The organism is Emergencia timonensis (assembly GCF_900086585.1).
Lineage (GTDB): Bacteria > Bacillota > Clostridia > Peptostreptococcales > Anaerovoracaceae > Senimuribacter > Senimuribacter timonensis.
The window spans coordinates 2,243,210-2,263,849 of sequence record NZ_FLKM01000009.1; the positions used below are offsets into that span (position 1 = coordinate 2,243,210).

General features: G+C 45.9%; 19 protein-coding genes and 1 riboswitch. All 19 genes read right to left on the reverse strand.

Annotated features, from left to right (window positions below; all coding sequences use genetic code 11):
- Positions 1–113: 113 nt before the first annotated feature.
- Positions 114–216: riboswitch (glycine riboswitch) on the reverse strand.
- A 118-nt stretch (positions 217–334) separates the two neighbouring features.
- The gene (tig, locus tag BN6539_RS21470; protein ID WP_067543188.1) at positions 335–1,411 is read right to left on the reverse strand and encodes a trigger factor; all 1,077 of its coding nucleotides are present in this window, start codon (positions 1,409–1,411) and stop codon (positions 335–337) included.
- Positions 1,412–1,537: 126 nt separating this feature from the next.
- Complete coding sequence (locus tag BN6539_RS21475; protein WP_067543191.1) at positions 1,538–2,512, reverse strand: ABC transporter permease; 975 nt, start codon at positions 2,510–2,512, stop codon at positions 1,538–1,540.
- Positions 2,484–3,596 (reverse strand): ABC transporter permease, encoded by a 1,113-nt coding sequence (locus tag BN6539_RS21480; RefSeq protein ID WP_067543193.1) that lies wholly within the window; start codon positions 3,594–3,596, stop codon positions 2,484–2,486. The genes BN6539_RS21475 and BN6539_RS21480 overlap by 29 nt, the downstream gene beginning before the upstream one ends.
- A complete protein-coding gene (locus tag BN6539_RS21485; RefSeq protein ID WP_242869445.1) occupies positions 3,593–5,107 on the reverse strand; it encodes an ABC transporter ATP-binding protein in 1,515 nt (504 codons plus the stop codon). The genes BN6539_RS21480 and BN6539_RS21485 overlap by 4 nt, the downstream gene beginning before the upstream one ends.
- Before the next feature lie 128 nt (positions 5,108–5,235).
- The gene (locus BN6539_RS21490) at positions 5,236–6,282 is read right to left on the reverse strand and encodes a BMP family ABC transporter substrate-binding protein (protein ID WP_067543199.1); all 1,047 of its coding nucleotides are present in this window, start codon (positions 6,280–6,282) and stop codon (positions 5,236–5,238) included.
- A gap of 1,369 nt (positions 6,283–7,651) precedes the next feature.
- Positions 7,652–8,221 carry a hypothetical protein gene (locus BN6539_RS21495; protein ID WP_067543202.1) on the reverse strand — a complete coding sequence of 190 codons (570 nt, stop codon included), beginning with the start codon at positions 8,219–8,221 and terminating at the stop codon, positions 7,652–7,654.
- A gap of 490 nt (positions 8,222–8,711) precedes the next feature.
- Positions 8,712–9,488 carry a histidinol-phosphatase gene (locus BN6539_RS21500; RefSeq protein WP_067543205.1) on the reverse strand — a complete coding sequence of 259 codons (777 nt, stop codon included), beginning with the start codon at positions 9,486–9,488 and terminating at the stop codon, positions 8,712–8,714.
- On the reverse strand, positions 9,485–10,132 hold the full coding sequence (gene hisIE / locus BN6539_RS21505; RefSeq protein WP_067543208.1) for a bifunctional phosphoribosyl-AMP cyclohydrolase/phosphoribosyl-ATP diphosphatase HisIE: 648 nt from the start codon (positions 10,130–10,132) through the stop codon (positions 9,485–9,487). Before hisIE ends, BN6539_RS21500 begins: the two co-directional genes overlap by 4 nt.
- Before the next feature lie 510 nt (positions 10,133–10,642).
- Complete coding sequence (hisF, locus tag BN6539_RS21515) at positions 10,643–11,401, reverse strand: imidazole glycerol phosphate synthase subunit HisF (protein WP_067543214.1); 759 nt, start codon at positions 11,399–11,401, stop codon at positions 10,643–10,645.
- Positions 11,398–12,123: a 1-(5-phosphoribosyl)-5-[(5-phosphoribosylamino)methylideneamino]imidazole-4-carboxamide isomerase gene (gene hisA, locus BN6539_RS21520; protein ID WP_067543217.1), complete on the reverse strand. Its 726-nt coding sequence runs from the start codon at positions 12,121–12,123 to the stop codon at positions 11,398–11,400. Before hisA ends, hisF begins: the two co-directional genes overlap by 4 nt.
- Positions 12,120–12,737 carry an imidazole glycerol phosphate synthase subunit HisH gene (gene hisH, locus BN6539_RS21525; RefSeq protein ID WP_067543220.1) on the reverse strand — a complete coding sequence of 206 codons (618 nt, stop codon included), beginning with the start codon at positions 12,735–12,737 and terminating at the stop codon, positions 12,120–12,122. The genes hisA and hisH overlap by 4 nt, the downstream gene beginning before the upstream one ends.
- Positions 12,737–13,324 (reverse strand): imidazoleglycerol-phosphate dehydratase HisB, encoded by a 588-nt coding sequence (gene hisB, locus BN6539_RS21530; RefSeq protein ID WP_067543223.1) that lies wholly within the window; start codon positions 13,322–13,324, stop codon positions 12,737–12,739. The genes hisH and hisB overlap by 1 nt, the downstream gene beginning before the upstream one ends.
- Positions 13,321–14,379, reverse strand: coding sequence for a histidinol-phosphate transaminase (gene hisC / locus BN6539_RS21535; RefSeq protein WP_067543226.1), 1,059 nt, complete (start codon positions 14,377–14,379; stop codon positions 13,321–13,323). Before hisC ends, hisB begins: the two co-directional genes overlap by 4 nt.
- A gap of 17 nt (positions 14,380–14,396) precedes the next feature.
- The gene (gene hisG / locus BN6539_RS21540; RefSeq protein WP_067543665.1) at positions 14,397–15,014 is read right to left on the reverse strand and encodes an ATP phosphoribosyltransferase; all 618 of its coding nucleotides are present in this window, start codon (positions 15,012–15,014) and stop codon (positions 14,397–14,399) included.
- Positions 15,007–16,107, reverse strand: coding sequence for an ATP phosphoribosyltransferase regulatory subunit (locus BN6539_RS21545; RefSeq protein WP_207645120.1), 1,101 nt, complete (start codon positions 16,105–16,107; stop codon positions 15,007–15,009). The genes hisG and BN6539_RS21545 overlap by 8 nt, the downstream gene beginning before the upstream one ends.
- A 739-nt stretch (positions 16,108–16,846) precedes the next feature.
- Complete coding sequence (locus BN6539_RS21550; RefSeq protein ID WP_067543234.1) at positions 16,847–18,529, reverse strand: recombinase family protein; 1,683 nt, start codon at positions 18,527–18,529, stop codon at positions 16,847–16,849.
- 118 nt (positions 18,530–18,647) lie between these two features.
- On the reverse strand, positions 18,648–18,914 hold the full coding sequence (locus BN6539_RS21555) for a DUF6870 family protein (protein ID WP_007884026.1): 267 nt from the start codon (positions 18,912–18,914) through the stop codon (positions 18,648–18,650).
- Between the two features lie 469 nt (positions 18,915–19,383).
- Positions 19,384–19,794, reverse strand: a complete 411-nt coding sequence (locus BN6539_RS21560; RefSeq protein ID WP_044964933.1) for a sigma-70 family RNA polymerase sigma factor — start codon at positions 19,792–19,794, stop codon at positions 19,384–19,386.
- Positions 19,795–20,258: 464 nt separating this feature from the next.
- Entirely contained in the window at positions 20,259–20,624 is a 366-nt protein-coding gene (locus BN6539_RS21565; RefSeq protein WP_005601651.1) for a metal-dependent transcriptional regulator, read from the reverse strand.
- Positions 20,625–20,640: the final 16 nt, after the last annotated feature.

The window sequence follows — 20,640 nt, forward strand, 5'->3', positions numbered from 1 at the left end:
TGGTTTCAATATTTCGCTGTACCCGTTATCGGCAGTAGATCCAAATTCGGGCAAAAGTAAAAGCCGAATTATACAATTCGGCTCTAGAGAGATGACATAAGCTATTTAGATTAACTATTGGCTCTGTCCTCTTTGCCTGAGATATCACGTATGGGGTGCTTATGCCCATTCGCTTAAACCTTCGGCGACCTTGCGGTACTCTCCAGAGAGTTAGTTTGTCTTACCAGATCTTTACAAATCAAAAAGACCAAATTGTCTGAAATACAAACTAACGTAAAAGAGTGTATCATACAATTTGGTCTTTTGCAACAAATTTCTCTAATTTTTTTGTGAATTACTTGCTTACTTCTTTTCCATAGTCCATGACTTTATCCATGACTTTGTTCAGAAGAAGGGAAGTTCTATAGCCTTCCTGCTCACAGTATTCTTCAATGGTCATCTTGAACTGTTCTTTGAAAGTCTTTTCTGTGTAACCTGAACTCTTCATAAGATTTTCCATATAATCTTCGTATTCCTTGTCAGTCACTTCCAGACCTTCTTTTTCAGCGATATAGTAGCAGACCATATCGTTGAGAACTTTTTCTTTTGCATATTTCTTGACGGTCTTGCTGAATTCTTTCTCTGTATAACCTACAGCGTCGAGATAATCTTTCCATTCATAGCCGTAGTTTTCTGCCGTCTGCTTGAATGAGTTCGTCAGATTCTCTATGGTAGCTTCTAACTCTTCCTCTGGATATTTCTTGACTTTGGATTTATCAATAATTTTTTCCCACAGTTTCTGTTTAGTCTCAGTCTCTGCTTTAGTCGTCTTTTCTTCAAGAAGCCCCTTCTTTACTGACTTTTCATAGTCTTTAAGGTTATCATACTCGCTGTTCTTCTTTACAAAATCCACATTGTATTCTGGCACTTCTTCAACCTGCTTGCTGTTGATCGTTACTTCGAAAACGACATCTTTTCCCTGCAGGTCTTTTTCAGAGTAATCCTTCGGGAAGGTCAGGTTCAGTTTGACTTTTGAGCCGACCTTTTTTCCAATCAGTCCATCGGTAAAGCCGTCAATAAATGGTGTCTGACCAATGGTAATGCTCTGATTATCAGCGCTACCTTTATCGAAGGTCTTTCCATCAACTTTTCCCTCGTAGGAAATGTCAATCGTATCACCATCTTTAACAGTTCCAGACTTGAGAGTCTTCGTCTCTGCTTTTTCTTCCAGGTTGCTTTTAATCTTGTCCTGCACCTCATCATCGCTGACTGACACGGAAACCTTCTTGTATTCCAATCCCTTGTAGTCGCCTACTTTTACATATTCTGAAAGGTCATAATTGTACAATTTGCTGCCGCATCCCGATAATAAAAACAGGGAAGTCAGGCAGAGTACTGAAATAAGGCCTATTGAAAAAAATCTTTTCTTCATACGTTATCCATCCTCTAATCTTTAATACTTTTATCCGTTACCAGACTATCTCATTCTAACATGGGTTTTTCCCATTTTCAAATATTATGTCAATATTTCACATAAAATACACAATCATTTAAGAAATTATGGTTGGTCTACCGGCACCGCGTCTGACAGAGACTCCTGCTTAACAGCTTTTTTCGCTCTCTTGCGCTTTCTGGAGATACCCGTTACCGTGATGTACACCAGCATCAAAACAGTAGCGAGATAAGGGACAGCTGCAGTCAGGTCCGAAGGAACTCCTACAGACTGCAGTCTGATACCCAATGCCTGTAAAAAGCCAAACAGCAGAGCTGCGCCGAATACTTTTGGCGGATTTGCCATGCCGAAGATGACGCAGGCAAATGCGATAAATCCGCGACTAGCGCTCATACCTTCAGTAAAGCTATTCAAATATCCTAGAGACAGATGAGCGCCTGCAAGTCCGCAGAAGATTCCACAGAGGATGCTGGCAAGGAACTTCATCTTGACCGGGCTGACACCTGCCGTCTCCAGCGCCTCCGGATGTTCGCCCGCAGCTCTCATCCAAAACCCATAAGGTGTCCTGTAAAGGAATATCCATACGGCGAATACCAATAGCCAAGACAGGTATACGAACAACGAATGACCACTGATGATTGGTCCGATGAACGGTATCTCTTTAACCAGCGGAATCTGAATAGCAGGAAGTCCTATGATTTCCTTTGTAACCCATGTTCCAGTTTGTCCGTAAACTGTACGAAGCAGAAAGATTGTCAGTCCGCTAGCAAAAGTATTCAGAGTCATCCCAATGATGAATTCATCACTCTTCAGCTTAACCACAAAGAGGGCGAAAAAAAGTCCTACTGCAATGCCTACTAACACTGCAAATAGCACTCCCATCGATGCACTGGCAAACATGAAGCTGAATGCTACAGCAAAGAAGGCCCCCATAAGAAGCATCCCCTCCATTCCGATATTCATGATGCCTGCATGCTCTGTAAACAGACCACCTAGTGCGGCAAGAATGACAGGAGTCGCATTACGTATGGTGTTTTGAAATAGTCCCACACTAAATATTGCTGCTAATTGTTCCCACATTTGATTCAGCCTCCTTTCTCGCTTTTGCTTTGGCTGCCTGCTGCATTCTCTTATTGGTAACCCAGACAGAAATACCCTTCTGTGCCGCCATCAAAAAAATAATGATGGAGAAGATAATGTCATAAATCTGTGAAGAAATTCCCACAGTCATGTCCATCATAGTTGCACCTGTACTCATGATACCAAAGAAAAGACTCATAATGATGATTCCAATCGGATTGTAGTTCATAATCATAGCAACCAACATACCGTCAAAATAGAATTCGTTGCTGACTGAATCCGACATTTGGCCTTGGTATCCATAAATCAGCAGCATACCTACAAAGCCACAGATCGCACCTGAGGCCACCATAGAACCTACCATAATCTTGCCACCTGGAAGTCCAGAATATTTAGAGAAGCGGAAGTTTTCACCTGTCACTTTCATCTCCAGTCCTACGCTGGTTTTTTTCATCACGTACCAGATAAAAAAGGTAACGATTGCCCCTGCAATGAATCCTGTAGATAAATTTGAAGCAGTAATTAACTTGCTAAAATTCAGTGCATCTGGCAAGTAATCAGTTCCCTTGCTTACCGCTACAGAGTTGGACTTCCACGGACCGTTGACCAGATAAGTACATACTTTGATTGCTACCGTATTGAGCATGATCGTAGTGATGACTTCACTGACTCCTAATTTTACCTTCAACATGGCAGGAATCCAAGCATAGAAACCACCGACAATCACGGCAGAAAGGAATGAGATGACGATAACGATAGGCACAGGAAGGTTTGAAAACCAAAGGCCAGTCATTGTAGCCGCCAATGCGCCAAAGAACAGCTGTCCTTCACCTCCGACATTGAAGAGTCCTCCACGTGCGCCAATAGCCGTTGCAAGTCCCAAGAGGCAAAGAGTCATGGACTTTTCAATTGTATTGCCTATAACACGAGGACTTCCTAGCGCGCCGTCTAACATTGCACCATATCCCTCAATTGGATTGAAGCCTGTCACAAGCATTATGACGGCACCAATCAACAGAGCGACAATAATACTTGCAGCTAGGGATGCAATATATTTTGTATCTATTTGCTTTAGAAGTCTCATGCCTGTTCACCTCCTATTGCTGCATCGTGAGAACGGTCTCCTGTCATGTAATAACTTATATCCATCTTGTCGATTTCACCTGCCGCAAATTCACCCGTTATCTTTCCCTCGTACATGGTGATGATGCGGTCACTGAGACGGAATATTTCGTCCAGATCCGCACTGGCAAGAAGTATCGCACAGCCTTCATTTCTTTTATCGATGATGCTCTGATGAATGAATTCGATAGCGCCTACGTCGACGCCTCTGGTTGGCTGAGCGATAATTAGAACTGGCGTATCGAAAGAGAATTCCCTCGCTACGACCACTTTCTGCATATTTCCGCCAGAAAGGGAGCCCACCTCTGTATCTATCCCCGCCCCTCGAATATCAAACTTCTCGGAAAGTTCTCCAGCATATCTGGCTATAGAAGACTTCATCAGATGAATCTTATATTTTGAAAAACTAGCTTTTCGTTCTTTTCCTATAATCAAATTTTCTGTAATTGTGGACGTAGAAGATACACCTGTGGAAATTCTGTCCTCGGGAATATGAGCAAGGCCTAAATCTCTGATTTGTCCTGGATTCATACCATTAATCTTGCTTCCCTCTATAAAGGTCTCGCCAGAGAGAATCCCCCTCATACCGGTGATAGCCTCGAGAAGCTCACTCTGACCGTTGCCTTCAATCGCAGCGATACCTAAGATTTCTCCAGAATGAACATTCAAACTTACACCTCTTACAGCTAGTAAACCACGGTTGTCTGCTACTTGTAAATCTTTAACTTCAATTTTTACATCACCCTGGGTTCCTCTCTTTTCCATCTTATCAAAGAGCACATCACGGCCAACCATCATGGAAGCCAAAATTTTTTCATTGACATCCTTGGTATGCTCCACGCCAACTAGCTTACCTTGGCGCATGACGCCGACCCTATCAGAGATGGCCATGACCTCATAGAGCTTATGAGTAATAATAATAACAGTCATGTTCTTTTCTCGGACGATCCTTCTGATAACGTTAAATAATTCCTCTGTTTCCTGCGGAGTCAAAACAGCCGTAGGCTCGTCCAAAATCAGAATGTCCGCCCCTCTATACAAGGTTTTAAGTATCTCTACCCTCTGCTGCAGTCCGACACTGATTTCCTGCACTACAGCTTTAGGGTCCACCACCAGTCCATAATCGTTCACTAAATCCTGAGTGGCCTTTTCGGCAGCCTTTAAGTCGTAAAACACCTTGTGCTTTCTCGGTTCCTGGCTTAGGGCAATGTTTTGTGCCACAGTAAAGGAAGGTACCAACATGAAGTGCTGATGCACCATGCCTACTCCATTTTCGATTGCCTCACCAGGAGTGTGTTTCTCCATCTTCTTTCCTTTAATATAAATATTTCCATTGGTCGGTGTGTTGATACCATAGAGAATGTTCATCAGGGTACTCTTCCCAGCACCGTTTTCTCCTACTAAGGCAAAGACTTCGCCCTTTTTGATATCAAAGGACACGTTGTCGTTTGCCAGTACGCCTGGAAATTGCATAGAAATGTTTTCAAATTTTACTATTGTGTCTTGCAAAGTCATTCCCTCGCATTTCTTAGTTTTATTTTTGTCACAAAACGAAGGCGCAGCGTATATTACGCCACGCCTCACTTAATGAATTGCTTAAGTTATTGTTTGAGTACCGTGTCAACCTTGATAGTTCCATCCTGAATCTTCTTGCTCTGTTTTTCAACTTCCTTCATGATGTCTTCAGGAACCAATACTTTCTGGTCTTTTCCACCGTAAGCTACTGAAATATAGTTACCGTCCATACCTGCATAGAATACCTCTGCACCTGGCCATGTGGATTCATCTTCAGCATAGTTCTTAACTAAATTGATAATAGAGTTTCCGACTTCTTTTACCATGGAGCAAAGAATATCATCAGCATAATCCGGCATTTCCACTCTCTGATCCTTGTCAACGCCTATGGCCTTGATGCCAAGTTCTTTCGCTTTGATAATGACGCCATTGCCTGCTCCGCCAGCTGCACAGAAGATAATGTCAGCACCTTGGGCTGCCAAAGCCTGCCCACATTCAGCACCTAGGTTAGTGTCAGTCCAGTCATTGGTGTAGTTCTTAACAACTTTTACTTTTGGGTTAGCAGCTTTAGCACCTTGCTTGTAACCAACATAAAAGTCATTGATGACAGCAATATCATTTCCACCGACAAATCCGATCACATCACTCTTGGTCATTTTTCCTGCAACATAACCCACCAGGTAAGATCCTTCGTTCTGTTTGTAGGAAATACAAGTCAAGTTATCATATTTTGACAGATTGTCAGAAACATTGTCGACCCATACGAACTTAACCTTTGGATAATCCTTTGCAACAGACTCAATCATGTTCAACTCTGAGCCTACTGCAACAACCATATCAGAATCTTCTGCAGCGTTTCTTAAGCCCTGTTCGAACTGAGTCTTGTCGTTGTTACATTCTACGATGTTTGTGTCAAATCCCTGTTCGCTTAAAGTGTCCAAACCAGCCTTTGCTGAGTCGTTAAAGGACTTATCTCCAAGCTTTGTTGATATAACACCAGTTACCTTCAGACCTTTGTCAGCCTTTCCAGCATCTCCGCCAGCTTCTTTGTCGTCTCCCCCGCAGCTTGCCATAAACAGTGACATTGAAAGCACCATTACAGCAACCAGGGTCAATGAAATAAACTTCTTCATTTTCATCCTCCGTAAAATCATAATAGCTATAAAATATCTCTCCTCAGATTCTATCACATTGTCATTTTATTATCAACAAAATTCAGTTAATTATTCTAATGTTCTAATTACTGTTGAGAAGTGAAAATCGAGAAAACTCAATTCATGACAATCGCTGGAGAGGATAATCGGACACTGCAGCAGATCAATTTCTTCCAACTGGTCTTCAGCACTTCCTATATTCCTAAATTACCTTACTTTTAAAAATAACGTATGTCCCTGTAGTTTATGTAAGGGAACAGATCCGGAAGATGAATGAAAAATACCGTGTTGGTAAGGTCTCTTTCCAGTTAACTTCTAATTTCAATGAACCGGATTGATAAGGTATCTGCACCCAATTGACTAAATATTGACAATATCTTTCTTCTGGACATGATTAGTGGTCTTAATCTGAAGAAATTCTTTCATAAAATAACCAATGACAGGAAGAACACCTTTGATTGTTTTACCATATCCCGATTCCTTACTTACGCCAGAATTCTGGATCCCAGATCAGAACATGCTACTCAGGACCACTTTGCTTCCTACTACGCTCCCCTAAGTTTAATTATCAGCATAAGTTCTGTCTCCTCAAGGCGCTGGCTCTTTCTCGCAAACCAAGACACAATAAACTGCAATGCCAAGGCCAACAATGACTGTCATTACAATAATTCGTACATGTATGTCAGTGATTATGAGCGTGAGCTTTTCAATATGGCCCCCATCTTGAGGCGTTAAGTGAGTTGAAGGAAAGGTACATAAGGTTACAAAAAATATGCAGGAGATCCTGACGGTACACGGACAGCTCTGGGAGATATTATCAAAATTTACAGGCATTCCGAATATATCATATTTGAAGAAATCGCTATTGTGCTAAGTACAGCGGCGCAGTCATCAATTCCTTTGTTATGACTGGACGTATGGAATCGCTGAACCGTGTCTTGAAGGATATCAAAAGAAGTGCACAGAGATATAGCAGCTTCGGTCACATTCGGAATACATTCCTCTATGCTATGAGACCCGATGTTGCCATCCTGGCCTGCCTAAAACCCGTCACTGAATTGAAACAACATACCGGTAGAAAACGCGGAAGGTATAAAATTGGAAACCCTCTGCATCTTAAGCAAGATTCATGAATCTCATTACATGAAATAGGAAGCCTCAATATTTACATTGAAGCTTCCTAAGATTTCTGTTTCCTAATATCAAGACTCCCAAGTCAGCCCACCAACAGGCTTGGATAACCCGAGCTTTTATTTCTTGCCAGCCAACTTAAGAGACAACTTATAAACCTCTGATATTTATCATAAGCTTGTTTAATTGCAACATGCCTTATTTAACCGACAACTTTTTATAATCTACTAACTGGGGTTCCTATTGCATCTCTGTAGATAGGACCAGCAGTTGTTGCGACTGTAATTTTCTTTACACCTATATTAACCTTCTTAGCTGAACCTGTGTACATTTTTTTGTCATCAACAAGTGACTTTGAAGCAGATAGTCCAATAATATCCATTTTGTCTTCACTTAACACTATTAAATTAGTGTTTCGAATTTCTATGTCAGCTTGATATCTTACTAATATAGGTTGCGTACATTTTATTCCTAAATCAAAGGTTATGTATGAGCCTTTCCAGCTTTTCACTTGAAAATAGCCACTATATACTGCTATGGAAGAAGGGGTAAGACCACCAGTCACATGCAAGTCACCCTCAAACAAAGGGATAATTGTTTGCGTGCCACCATTCTCTAATAAATCAATCGTGATTTCCATATTGGCATCAGCCGTAATAGAATTTTCATCTATAAGAATAGGGTAACCCACAAGATTGTCTTTTTGTGTGTCTGTATTACCAAATGAAACACAAGTCATGCCTAAAATTAGAGTAACAGACATCAATAATGCTATAATTTTTTTCATTATTCATTCCTCCTTACTGTATAAGTCTATAGACTTTATCTATCAGGTCTTGGACTTATTTTTCTTTATATCCAATTAGTAGTAAATTTCTTTGTTTCCTGACTTTGAAACGCTCTTTACCTTTCACATTCATAAGCATCACTCTCTTCACTATACTATAGACAATATTTTTAATTTTCTTAATTATATAATAATTTATATGTTATGTCAATCAAATTTTAGACACTTTGTTTAATTTTTCTAAATATTATTTTAATAAATTGCTAAATTGTATTAATATAAGGCTCTATACTTATTTAGTATTTAGAAATAATTGTGTAAATATATCCACAATGCTATTATTAAACTAGTTTGAATTAAACAACAAAAGACCATGTAAAAATGCTTAATTATCAACATTCCTATGTGGTCTTCTCTTACAAGTTCTACAGATGTCGTACTTTTATTATATTATTTAATTTTATATCTTAAAGTATTTTTATTCCCCTTTTTAGCTTTTTCCCCACAACTTAATAACTCCTTCAAACCCAAAATCCAGGCAATCCAAGTCATGACAATCGCTGGAGAGGATAATCGGACACTGCAGCCGATCAATTTCTTCCAATAAAAAATCCGCCGGGTAAGGTTTTGTCCGGTGACCTCTCGCCATGGCGCCGGTATTGATTTCGAAAATCGGCTTGCTGCGAGCCACCTCTCTCAGCGCTGTAAGCGCCGCTTCCCTGTACCACGGTGCGCCTTCGTCAAAATACTTGTACCCTTCGTTGAACTTGGTGATCAGGTCAAAGTGTCCGACGATGTCAGCCCTGGTCTTTTCCACTACATCAGCCAAAGTTCCGTAATAGCTTTCCACATAGCTTCGATAATCGCCGCCAAAATACTGTTCCACGACGGCGGCAGTGATTTCTTCCGTATAATCCACAGGCAGGTACCTGTCCCCCGCTTTTACATAGTGCAGCGACCCGATGACATAGTCATAGGGGTAGTCGTCTCCGTCGCCAAAATAGTCTCGCTCGATGCCCATATAGATATCGACCTGCCCTTTATATTTCTCTTTCAGCGCCAAAACCTCCCCGCGGTACTTCTCTGTGTCAGTAGGACTCATACAGAAATCCGTATCAAAAGAGGAGTATTCGTGCCCGGAAAATCCCAACGCACGAAAGCCCAGGGCGATGGCACGCTGCACCAAAGCCTCAGGGCTGTCTTTTCCGTCGCAGTAATAAGTATGGGTATGCAGATTTACATTTCCCTTTGGATTTAGTAATATCATTTTGTCATTTTCTCCTGTTTCACTTTGTGGTCGATGATGTGGCGGCTTTCCAGCTCTCCCATCACATCGTCTACGCTGATGCCCATTTCCACCATCAGCACCATTACATGATACATCAGGTCGGCAATTTCGTAAACAGTTTCTTCCTTATCGCCCGCCTTGGCAGCGATGATGACCTCTGTGGATTCCTCTCCGATTTTCTTGAGGATCTTATCCATGCCCTTCTCAAAGAGATAGGTCGTGTAGGAGCCTTCCGGCATTTCCGCCTTTCTGCCTTCCAGCATCTTGTAAAGTGACTTTACACTGAAATCCGACGGCAGTTCGCCCATGACCGGGTAGTTGAAGCAGGAATCCGTGCCCAGGTGGCAGGCGGGGCCGTCTTTGTTGACCATGACCACTAGAGCATCTCTGTCGCAGTCCGCCGTGATGCTGACGATGTGCTGGTAATTGCCGCTGGTTTCCCCTTTACGCCAAAGCTCCTTTCGGGATCTGGACCAGAAACAGGTCTTCTTTTCCCGAAGACTGATTTCAAGGCTCTCCCTGTTCATATAGGCAAGGGTCAGCACCTTTTTTGATTCCGCATCTGTCACGATAGCGGGGATCAGCCCCTTTTCGTCAAATTTTAACTCTTCAATGTTTATCATGATTATATTCCGCCTTTCCGCGAAAGACGCCAACGCGTCACGAAACATATTGGCGAACTTCCGCTTTAAAATCTATTTTCTTCCCGCTTCTTATACCCTATATGGGTATATGCTCTTTATCTTTTAGAAAAAATGCCAGAAACGTCGAATTTTTTTGCGTTTCTGGCGGATTTGACCAGCTATACGCAGCAATGCTGTCGCCTGTGCGTCATATCCTGCCGTCTGAAATCCAAAAAATAACAGAAAAGATAAATATAGGTTTGCTTTTTCATCAAATCGTCTCTACGCCCCCTCTGTTTGCTCATCACTGCGCAGCATACCCCCACCAAATCAATAAAAATCCGCCAAAAAAGGTCGTTTTTTTTGATTTTATGGCAGATTGGGGGATGGAGCGGCAGCCATGGAAGCTCAGGGCAACTCCATTATACGACGCGTTCCAGACCGGCTAATGCCGGGGAACGCCAGCATAAGGTCTGCCTTGCTGCTCGCTCTGCTCACAGGGCAACTCCATTATCTGCGCACGTGAATGCCCTCTGCCGCCAGCGCCGCCTTCAATTCGTCAATCGAAACTTCTCCAAAGTGGAAAATCGATGCGGCAAGGCCCGCGTCGATGTCGGGGATTTCTCTGAACAAGTCGATGAAATCCTGGATGCACCCTGCCCCGCCGGAGGCGATGACCGGCACCGACACCGCTTCATTGACAGCTTTCAGCATTTCTATGTCAAACCCCTCTTTGACGCCGTCTGTGTCGATGCTGTTGACGACGATTTCCCCTGCGCCAGCAGCCTCTCCTCTTTTGATCCATTCTATGGCATCAAGCCCCGTATCTTCCCTGCCACCTTTGGCAAAGACGTGATAGGCTCCGTCCACTCTCTTGACGTCCACGGAAAGCACGACGCACTGATCGCCGTATTTCTTCGCCGCCTCGCCGATCAGTGCAGGATTTCTGATGGCTCCGGAGTTGACCGAAACCTTATCTGCCCCGCATTTGAGCACTCTGTCAAAATCTTCTATCGTATTAATCCCGCCCCCAACGGTCAGCGGAATAAAGATCGTAGATGCCACTTCCTTCAGAATATCCGTAAAGAGCTGCCGTTCCTCAAAAGATGCGGTAATATCGTAAAACACCAGCTCGTCTGCGCCGTTCTCGCTATAGTATTTGCCCAGCTCTACCGGTGAAGAAACGTCAGAAAGGCCTTCAAACTTGACGCCTTTCACCACTCTGCCATTTTTCACATCCAGGCAAGGGATGATTCTCTTGGTAATCATTTGTCCGCCTCCTTTGATTGTACGATGGCCTCCGCCAGGTCGATGTCTCCGGTGTAAAGGGCTTTGCCGATGATGGCTCCGTAAACGCTCATCTCTCTCAGCGCCAATACGTCGCCCATGGAAGATACGCCGCCTGAGGCTACGATCTCCACAGGATATTTCTCAGACAGTTCCTGATAAAGCTGCCTGTTGGTTCCCTCCATGGCGCCGTCCTTCGAAATGTCCGTGCAGATGATACAGCTGACGCCGTCCTGGCACAATTTAGCAAAGATTTCGTCTACAGAAATCTCCGAGACTTCCGTCCAGCCGTGAATCGCCACGTTTCTGCCGGATATGTCCACGCCAACGGCGATCCGGCTGCCGTATTTACTAATCACGCGAGACGTAAATTCCGGATCTTTCACCGCGATGGTGCCGAGAATGACTCGGTATACCCCCACATCGAGATATTTTTTGATTGTTTCCTCATCCCGGATGCCGCCGCCGATTTCCACTTTGAGGCCGCTCTCCTGCGCCAGGCGTTTTACGGTCTCAAAGTTCGGCGTTTCGCCGTCTTTCGCGCCGTCCAGATCCACGACGTGCAGAAACTCCGCCCCCGCCGCCGCAAACTTCTTCGCCGCCGCCAGAGGGTCCTCTCCATAGACGGTCATTTTATCGTAATCCCCTTTTAGCAATCTCACGACCTTGCCGTCCCGCAGGTCGATTGCCGGAAAAATCTTCATAATGTAATAAATCCTTTCAATATTTTCATGCCCACATCTCCGCTCTTCTCCGGGTGGAACTGGACGCCGTAGACGTTGTCCCGAGCCACTGCCGCCGTCAGCTCCGCGCCGTACTCTGTCGTCGCGATGACAGAATCCTCACAGTTCGTACCAAAATAAGTGTGGACAAAATAGACAAAATCGCCCTCTTCAATATACTTAAACAGCGGGCTCTTTTCTTTCCCCTTCGGAAACCGCAGAGAATTCCAGCCGATGTGAGGCACCTTGTAATCAGAGGGCACCACGCCTTCCATGGTGACGATATCGCCTTTGATCAGCCCCAGCCCGTCGTGTTCTCCGTACTCGTAGCTCTTTTCGAATAGAAGCTGCATGCCCAGGCAGATGCCAAGGAGAGGCTTTCCCGATGCCGCCTGGGCTGTGATCACCTCCGCCAGGCCGCTGTCTCTCAGTTTTTCTGCCGCATCGCCAAAAGCGCCCACGCCAGGCAGGATGATTTTGTCCGCTGCCCTGATTTCGTCCGCGTCACCAGTAAGCACGACCTCGGCGCCGATGCTCTTAAAAGAGCTGTATAGAGAAAAGATATTGCCTACGCCGTAATCTACAATTGCAATCATTACAAAACACCTTTCGTCGAAGGGATTTCTCCCTCGTATTCTTCGTTGATTTTCACTGCTTTCGCCATGGTCCTGCCAAAAGCCTTGAACATGGCTTCTATGATGTGATGGGTATTCTCCCCGGCCAATTCTTTGAAATGGAGGGTCACTGCCGCTTTTCTCACGAAGCCCAGGAAGAACTCTTTGACCAGCTCCGTATCGAAATCCCCCACCTTTGCCGCGGGTATGGAAACGTCAAATCCCAGATAATCCCTGCCGGAGATATCCACTGCGCACAGCATCAGAGTTTCGTCCATGGGAAGGATGATGTCGGCATAGCGTTCGATGCCCCTCATATCCCCCAGGCTTTCCGCAAAAGCGCTCCCGAGGACGATGCCCAGATCTTCCACACTGTGATGATAATCCACCTTTACATCCCCCTTGCAGGTCACCGCAAGATCAAACCGCCCGTGCCTTGCAAAGAGGGTCAGCATGTGGTCCATAAAGCCGCATCCGGTGTCAATCTCGCTTTTTCCACTGCCGTCCAGATCTACCTTGAGACTGATATCCGTCTCCGCCGTCTTTCTCTTGATTTCACTCATTCTCATCCGATCACCTCTTCTATAGCGCCCAGGAGCAGGTCCATCTCCTCCCTGGTGCCGATGGTAATTCTGTTGTACTGGCTGATCTTTTCCGAGTCAAAGTGGCGGATCAAAATCCCCTTCTCGCGGAGTTTTTGATAGAGCTCGCCCCCATCCATTTTCTCGCATTTCGTGAATAGGAAGTTGGCTTTTGACGGAACCACCTTGAATCCCAGCTCCACCAGCTTCTCCGCAGTATAGCTCCGCGTCTCAACGATCTTCCTGCAGTTCTCTCTGTAATAGTCGTTCTCCTCGATGGCGGCAATGCCCGCCGCGCAGGTCAGACGATTGACATTGTACGGATTGGTGGAGAATTTGATCTTCTCCAGGTCTGCGATCAGGCCTTCCGATGCGATGGCAAAGCCGAGACGCGCCCCTGCCATGCTCCTGGACTTGGAGAAGGTCTGCACCACCAGCAGGTTGTCGTATTTGTGCACCAGCTCTACCGCGCTCTCCGCGCCGAAGTCCACATAGGCCTCGTCGATGAGGACCACGTTCTCCGGATTGGTTCTGACGATTTCCTCAATCTCGTAGAGAGATAAAGCTTTGCCCGTCGGCGCGTTGGGATTGGCAATGACGATCATCTTGTTCTGGCAGACGTAATCCTTTGGATCGATGGAAAAATCCTCTTTGAGGGGCACTTTCGTATACTTCAGATTGTAAAGGTCTGCGAACACCTGATAAAACCCGTAGGATATTTCCGGAAACAGAACCTCCGTCCTGCCGCCCGCAAAGGCCATGAAGGCAAAATTCAGGATGTCGTCGGAACCGTTTGACACGTAGATGTTGTTCTTCGTCATGCCATACTGCTTCGCCAGCGTCTCTTTGAGACCCGCGCATTCCGGATCGGAATACAGTCTCAGATTTGCAGCCTCTCTGCTGTTGATCGCCTCTAAGACTTTCGGTCCCGGCGGATAAGGCGACTCGTTGGTATTCAGCTTGGTCAGCACCGTGTCCTTTGGCTGTTCGCCCGGCGTATAACTCTCTAATTTTCTATATCTTTCATTTAAAAACTTACTCATTGTCTATTACCTCATTATTAAATCTGTGCTGCAAGGCCGTCTCTGATCTTTTCGACGGCCCTGGTCTTGAACTTGAAACTGGCTTTATTTGCAATCAGTCTGGCGCTGATGGGCACGATGGTGTCGATCACCTCCAGATTATTCTCTTTCAGGGTTTTGCCGGTCTCCACGATGTCCACGATGACGTCGGAGAGTCCCAGAATCGGCGCGATTTCGATGGAGCCATTCAGCTTGATGATGTCGATGTCTCGGCTCTCCTTCTCATAAAAGTCTCTTGTGATATTTGGAAACTTGGTGGCGACTCTGAGGGTGCGTTCCGTATGATCGCGGAAGTCTCCCTTTGCCGCGACCGCCATGCGGCACTTGCCCAGGTGCAGATCCAAAAGCTCATATACATCCGGTTCGTATTCCAGAAGGATGTCTTTGCCTGCGATGCCAATATCCGCAGCGCCCCGCTCCACATAGATGGTCACGTCAGAAGGCTTCACCCAGAAGTATCTGACGCCCGCTTCTTCGTTCTCAAAGATCAGCTTCCTGTTGTCCTCTTTGATAGAAGGGCATTCATAGCCTGCTCTTTCGAACATGTCGTAAACTTTCTTTCCCAGCCTGCCTTTCGGCAGCGCCACATTAATCATTTCGTTCAAGGATCCGTACCTCCCCGTTTTCTATCTTCATCAGGCTTCTGTAGGTCAGTTTGCCTGGAATCTCTTTTTCCACCAAAACGGTACTGCCGCTGTCTCTGATGGCCTTTGCTTCTCTGAGCACCTGACTGATGTCAGAATCCTCATCATAAAGAAAGACCACATCGAAGTCATACATTTTCTCGTATGGTTCGAGACGGTCCAAAGAATCGAGGTATACGGCAAAGCCCAAGGCGCCTGCCTTCTTTCCCATGCGTTCCATCAGTTTGTCGTATTGACCGCCTGAAAGAATGCTGGTCGGAATGCCGTTGACGAAGCCTTTGTACAGCACGCCGCTGTAGTAGGTCATGTCGTTGACGATGGAAAAGTCGATGTTGATGTTCCTCGCAAGCTTGTTGGCTGCCAGGACACTGCAGATGGTGTCAAGCTCGTCGAGAGCCTCTTTCGCACCATTTGTCAGGTTCAGCTTTTTCAGCTCGCTGATGACTTTTCGATAATTTCCGTATGTAGATACCAATACTTCTAAGGATCGTTCTATATGATGGTCGATTGTATGGGCATGGCAGATTTCATGAATTTCATGAAGGTTCTTTTCGCCGATGCACTTTACAATCTTCTCTTTGATTTCGTCTTCCAGTGGATGAAGCAGCGCTTTGATCAGTCCCATATGGGAAATTTCCAGCACGTAGTCGCTGCTGATAGTGGCAAGGCTCTTAGCTGCCAGTAACGTGACTTCGCAAATATGGTAGAGGTCGATGTCGCCCATGCACTCGAGTCCCGTCTGCAGGATCTCTTTGTACGAATGGACACTCTTTGATGCACGATAAATATTCTCACTGTAGTAAATTTTCTCAACATATCCCGGGACATGATGATAGTTCTTTACGATAGAGAGGGTTAGATCCGGTTTCAGCGCCATCAGTTTTCCTCCGGCGTCGTTAAATGTGATGATGCTGTCAGATGCGATAAAATCTTTGTTTCTGACGTAAAGCTCGTATTCCTCGAACTTGCCCATCTTGAACTGGGTGTAGCCGTATTGCTGGTACAGCGCCCGAAGCTCAAAGGTGGCTCTTTCATCACTTTTCATTAATTTACTGTTGATTCTCATATTCTTGCTCGAACTCCTTTCGTACTTTACCATAGTAACATATTAAAGCAATAAGTCAACACAGCTTCCCGATTTTTCTTGTTCTTTTTTTCGTGCATGCAAAGGGGGGGCTCCGGGGGTCAAAGGGGGGGGGCGTTACGCAGTTTCGCCTATTTTGTCCGTTTTTACTACGCATCCTGTTTCCGCACGCCGTCCTATGCGTAACCGGCCTGTCCCTGCAAAGGGTGTGTTACGCAGATTTGGCTGTTTTGACCTTTTTTGCTACGCATCCTGTCTCCGCACGCCGCCCTATGCGTAACCGGCCTGTCCCTGCAAAGGGGGCGTTACGCAGTTTCGCCTGTTTTGTCCGTTTTTACTACGCATCCTGTTTCCGCACGCCGTCCTATGCGTAACCGGCCTCTCCCTGCAAAGGGTGTGTTACGCAGTTTCGCCTGTTTTGTCCTGTTCAGTTACGCATCCTGTCTCCGCCCGCTGCCCTATGCGTAACCGGCCTGTCCCTGCAAAGGGGGCGTTACGCAGTTTCGCCTGTTTTGACCTGTTCCGTTACGCATCCTGTCTCCGCCCGCTGCCCTATGCGTAACCGGCCTGTCCCTGCAAAGGGGGTGTTACGCAGATTTGCCTGTTTGAGCCTGTTCCGTTACGCATCCTGTTTCCGCACGCCGTCCTATGATTAGCGCCTATTAGGAAAACACACTGTCAAAGGGGTTCGTAGCGGGGGTTAGCCCGCTACTGCGGTATCTTCCGTAGTGTTAATTTCAATGTACTCTGCAATCTTGTGGAGCTCGTCAGCAAATTTGAATTTCACGCTGATATTGCCGTTTTCATAGACCCTGATATAGTCCACAAGCTCAACCAAAATTTCACGGTTGAGGGCTTCGATGTTTTGATACTTCATAAAGGCTACCAGTGCGGGATGCTCGTTGTCTACACCGTTTGCCAGTTCTGCGCGTTCAGCGTTCAGCCGGGTAAGCACCGCGGAAATATCAGAAGTCTGCCGTTCATAGTCAGCCTTCATATCCCGGTATTCCTGCTGGGTGATTTCACCGTCTTTCCAGTCCTGATAAAGAGATTGCTTGTAGCGTGTTATCTTTGTCAGTTCCCGCTCTTTTGCAGCTATCAGATCGTCCAGTCGGTAAGACTGGCTTTTTTTGATTGGAGCGGAATTGATCTGCGTGACGATTTCCGAGTAGGAAACAGCCAAATGTACCTGATGCTGTACAGCGAACAAAACAGCAGCCTCCAGCCGTTCATGCTTGATTGAGTGCATGGTGCAGGCTGTCCGGGAACGGTTTTTGTAGGTTGAGCAAGAATAATATACATTGTTGTTCTTGCCAACGCATCGGGTAATGGCCCGCCCGCAATCGGCACATTTCAGAAAACCGCTGAATAAATGTACCTCACGGCCTTTCGGGGAAGTACGGGTATCACGCTGTAAGAGAGCCTGTACCTTATCGAAAGTTTCATAGTCGATAATGGCCTCATGCGTTCCAGCCACTTCCACCCATTCCTCACGGGGAACGGCTTCAATCTGGTGTACCTTGTAGCTTTTCACCCGGCTCCGACCTTGGGCTAAATCCCCGGTGTAGGTCGGATTAGTAAGAATGGAGTGGATCATGCGGGCTCCCCACATAGGATCGTCATACCCTCTTGTCGAAACAGGCAAGCCCTTTTGTACCTTATAAGCCGAGGGGCTCGGTACGCCGTGTTCGTTCAGGTACAACGCGATAGCACGTTTTGATGACCCTTGAATAAGCATTGTGAAAATGAGTTTGACATTTTCAGCAGCATCGGGATCAACAATCAGTCTGTGCTTGTCCTTTGGGTGCTTTACATAGCCGTAAGGAGCAAATGCTCCGATATACTGGCCATTGCGCCGCTTGTAATCAAATACCTGCCGGATCTTTTTGGAAGTCTGATAGCAGTAATTATCGTTCATCACGTTTGTAATGGGAACGATGATATTTGAAACGCTGTCGGGGTTCTTGTAGCTGTCCACATTCTCAGCAAGGCTGATAAAGCGAACACCCATTTGAACAAACAGGTTATCGATCAAACTTCCGGCATCGCTATAATTTCGTGCGAAGCGGGACAGGTCTTTTACTATAACGCAGTTGATTTTACCACTCATGACATCCGCCAAGAGCCGTTGAAAATCTTCACGGTTGGCGTCCGTTCCAGTATGACCATCATCCACATATTCCGTGATGCTTTCAAACTCGTCAATGTTGCGTCGGTAAAAATCGTTCAGTAGGTCACGCTGGTTCTTTACGCTGTTGCTATCGTCTTTTCCTTTTTTCAAATCTTCCTTTGAAAGCCGGATATAGATGCCCAGCCGCCAGCGGCGGATTGTGTAAGAGGGAGAGAAACTCTGCTGATACCCTCTGTTTTTTGCTCGTGCCATTGTTCCTCCTTCCCTATCACATTACACTTATATTATAACTCTGTCCGGGGAGGACAACAAGGATGCCTCCACTTCGGGACACTTTGTCTCGAAGAAGCAAAACGAGCTGTAGCCGAAGTTACAGCCCGCTTCTTTGCCGCAGCAGGAAATCTGTCAGCTTATCTTGGAGAGATGGCCCGCTTTCAGCAAATTCAATTTTCACGCCAACGCCACCGATGCAAAAGCAGTATGGATTTTTGACAGTCTGCAAAAATCGAGAGATGCGCTCCTTTCGGGAAAGCGCATTGTCAAAGGTCATACCGCTCACATCAGGCAGGGACTCGGCAGCCACCGCGCCAATGTCAACGCTTCTCATTTGTTCAAGTTCCTGTGTAGTTAATTTCACGGTAAACCTCCTTCGCAGATTGATAGAACGCCTCCCGCCGTTTGGTGGGGAAACGCAACAGACCAGCACCACCGGGATGCTGGCCTGTTGCCTTACTCCACCTTGGGACACTTTGTCTCGAGGTTTATTATAGTTTTTGAATATTAGAGAGCGCCGTACATATTTACTTGGCCTGTCCAAAGACAATCGTTATTTTCTGTGCGGCGCTCTCAACGCAAGTAAAGCGACAAGCCCGGAGGAACAGGCAGCCAACCTGTTCAGCGCCGGATCATGGCCTTGGGATGGCCGGGCCCATTTACAGTGTTGGTGTTGTTCGCTCAATCTCTTTTGGGAAATGTCACCGCGCACCCACCGTTTGGCTCCCCGTACTTACTCAGGGTTGCCGTTATTCCCTTGCGTGAAGAAGAAAACCTCCTCTCATAAACCGAGACATTTTTTCATCAATTCCAAGTGGGTTAAGAAGAAAAAATCAAAAAATTTTTTTCATGCGTTCAAGGCCACGCTTGATCGACTGGCGAATAGACTCCTCATGTACGCCCTCGGCCTCGGCAATTTCCTTAATCGACTTGCCAAGAATGATATGTGCGTCAATTCTGCGGCCTTGGATCTCCGGCAGAGAATTGAGAGCGTTCCACAGACGAAGAAAGTTTTCCATTCGTTCAAGGAGCTCCTGCGGGGTCGGCTCATGCAGGCAAGCGGAATATTCAATCCCGTCATCGCAGTCCAGAGAATACTGTGCCTTGTGCCGGGAAAGCCGCCGCTGGTAGGCCATTTCATAGCGGGCATCGGCCTTGAATACCTCGGCCACCTCGTCAGAAACTTCGATAAGCTGATCCTGCGTGTACCAATAATAAAAATCTTTCAAATTGATAGTAGTCATCGTAAAATCCTCCATTTCAGTTTGTTCGGGGTTGGTCGGAAACGAAATGGAGTAACGGCGGAGAACGGCACCGCACCTCGGGACACTTTGTCTCGAAGTCTGGAAAGCAAAATGCGCCTGCGCGACACAAGGCCGCACAAGCGCATGAAAATATATTATCGGTTATGTACTGTTTAATTTCATATTCAAAGCCGGACTGCTCCGATGGAGGGGCTACGCTTTTTTTAGCTGGTGCAGATCACGCGAACAATGAAATACTAAAATGGACACGGCAAAATAACCTCCAATCGGCTACCGTGTCCCTGCAAGTCGTCATTGGTTTGTGTAGACGCAAAGAAACGGCGGCTCTGATTTTTCAAAACCGCCGTTAAGGTAATAACTTAAAATAAGCGCACAAAATCACCTGCCCCAACCAACGGTTTTTTTCTTTCCCCGTAGTCGGGGCAGGTTTATACGCTATGTAATTATTCTTTCGTGACTAATTCTTTCAGCCGTTCATAGGTTTCTGCGCTAATATCATGTTCAATCCGGCAGGCATCAGCCTCCGCCGTTTCAGGATCAACACCTATGGATATGAGGTGCTTTGTTAAAAAGCAATGGCGTTCGTAGATTTTTTCAGCCACATCCAGACCACGTTCGGTCAGGTGTAGATAATGTTTTTCGTCTGTTGTCAGAAAGCCGCCCTCCCGTAAAGTTCCTACTGCGTAACATACGCTGGGTTTTGAAACCTCCATATACCGGGCAACATCCACGGAACGCACCATACCGAGCTTCTTTTGAAGTATAAGCACGGCCTCCAAATAATCCTCTCCGGCAGTATGAAGTTTCATAGGCAGCTCCTTTCGT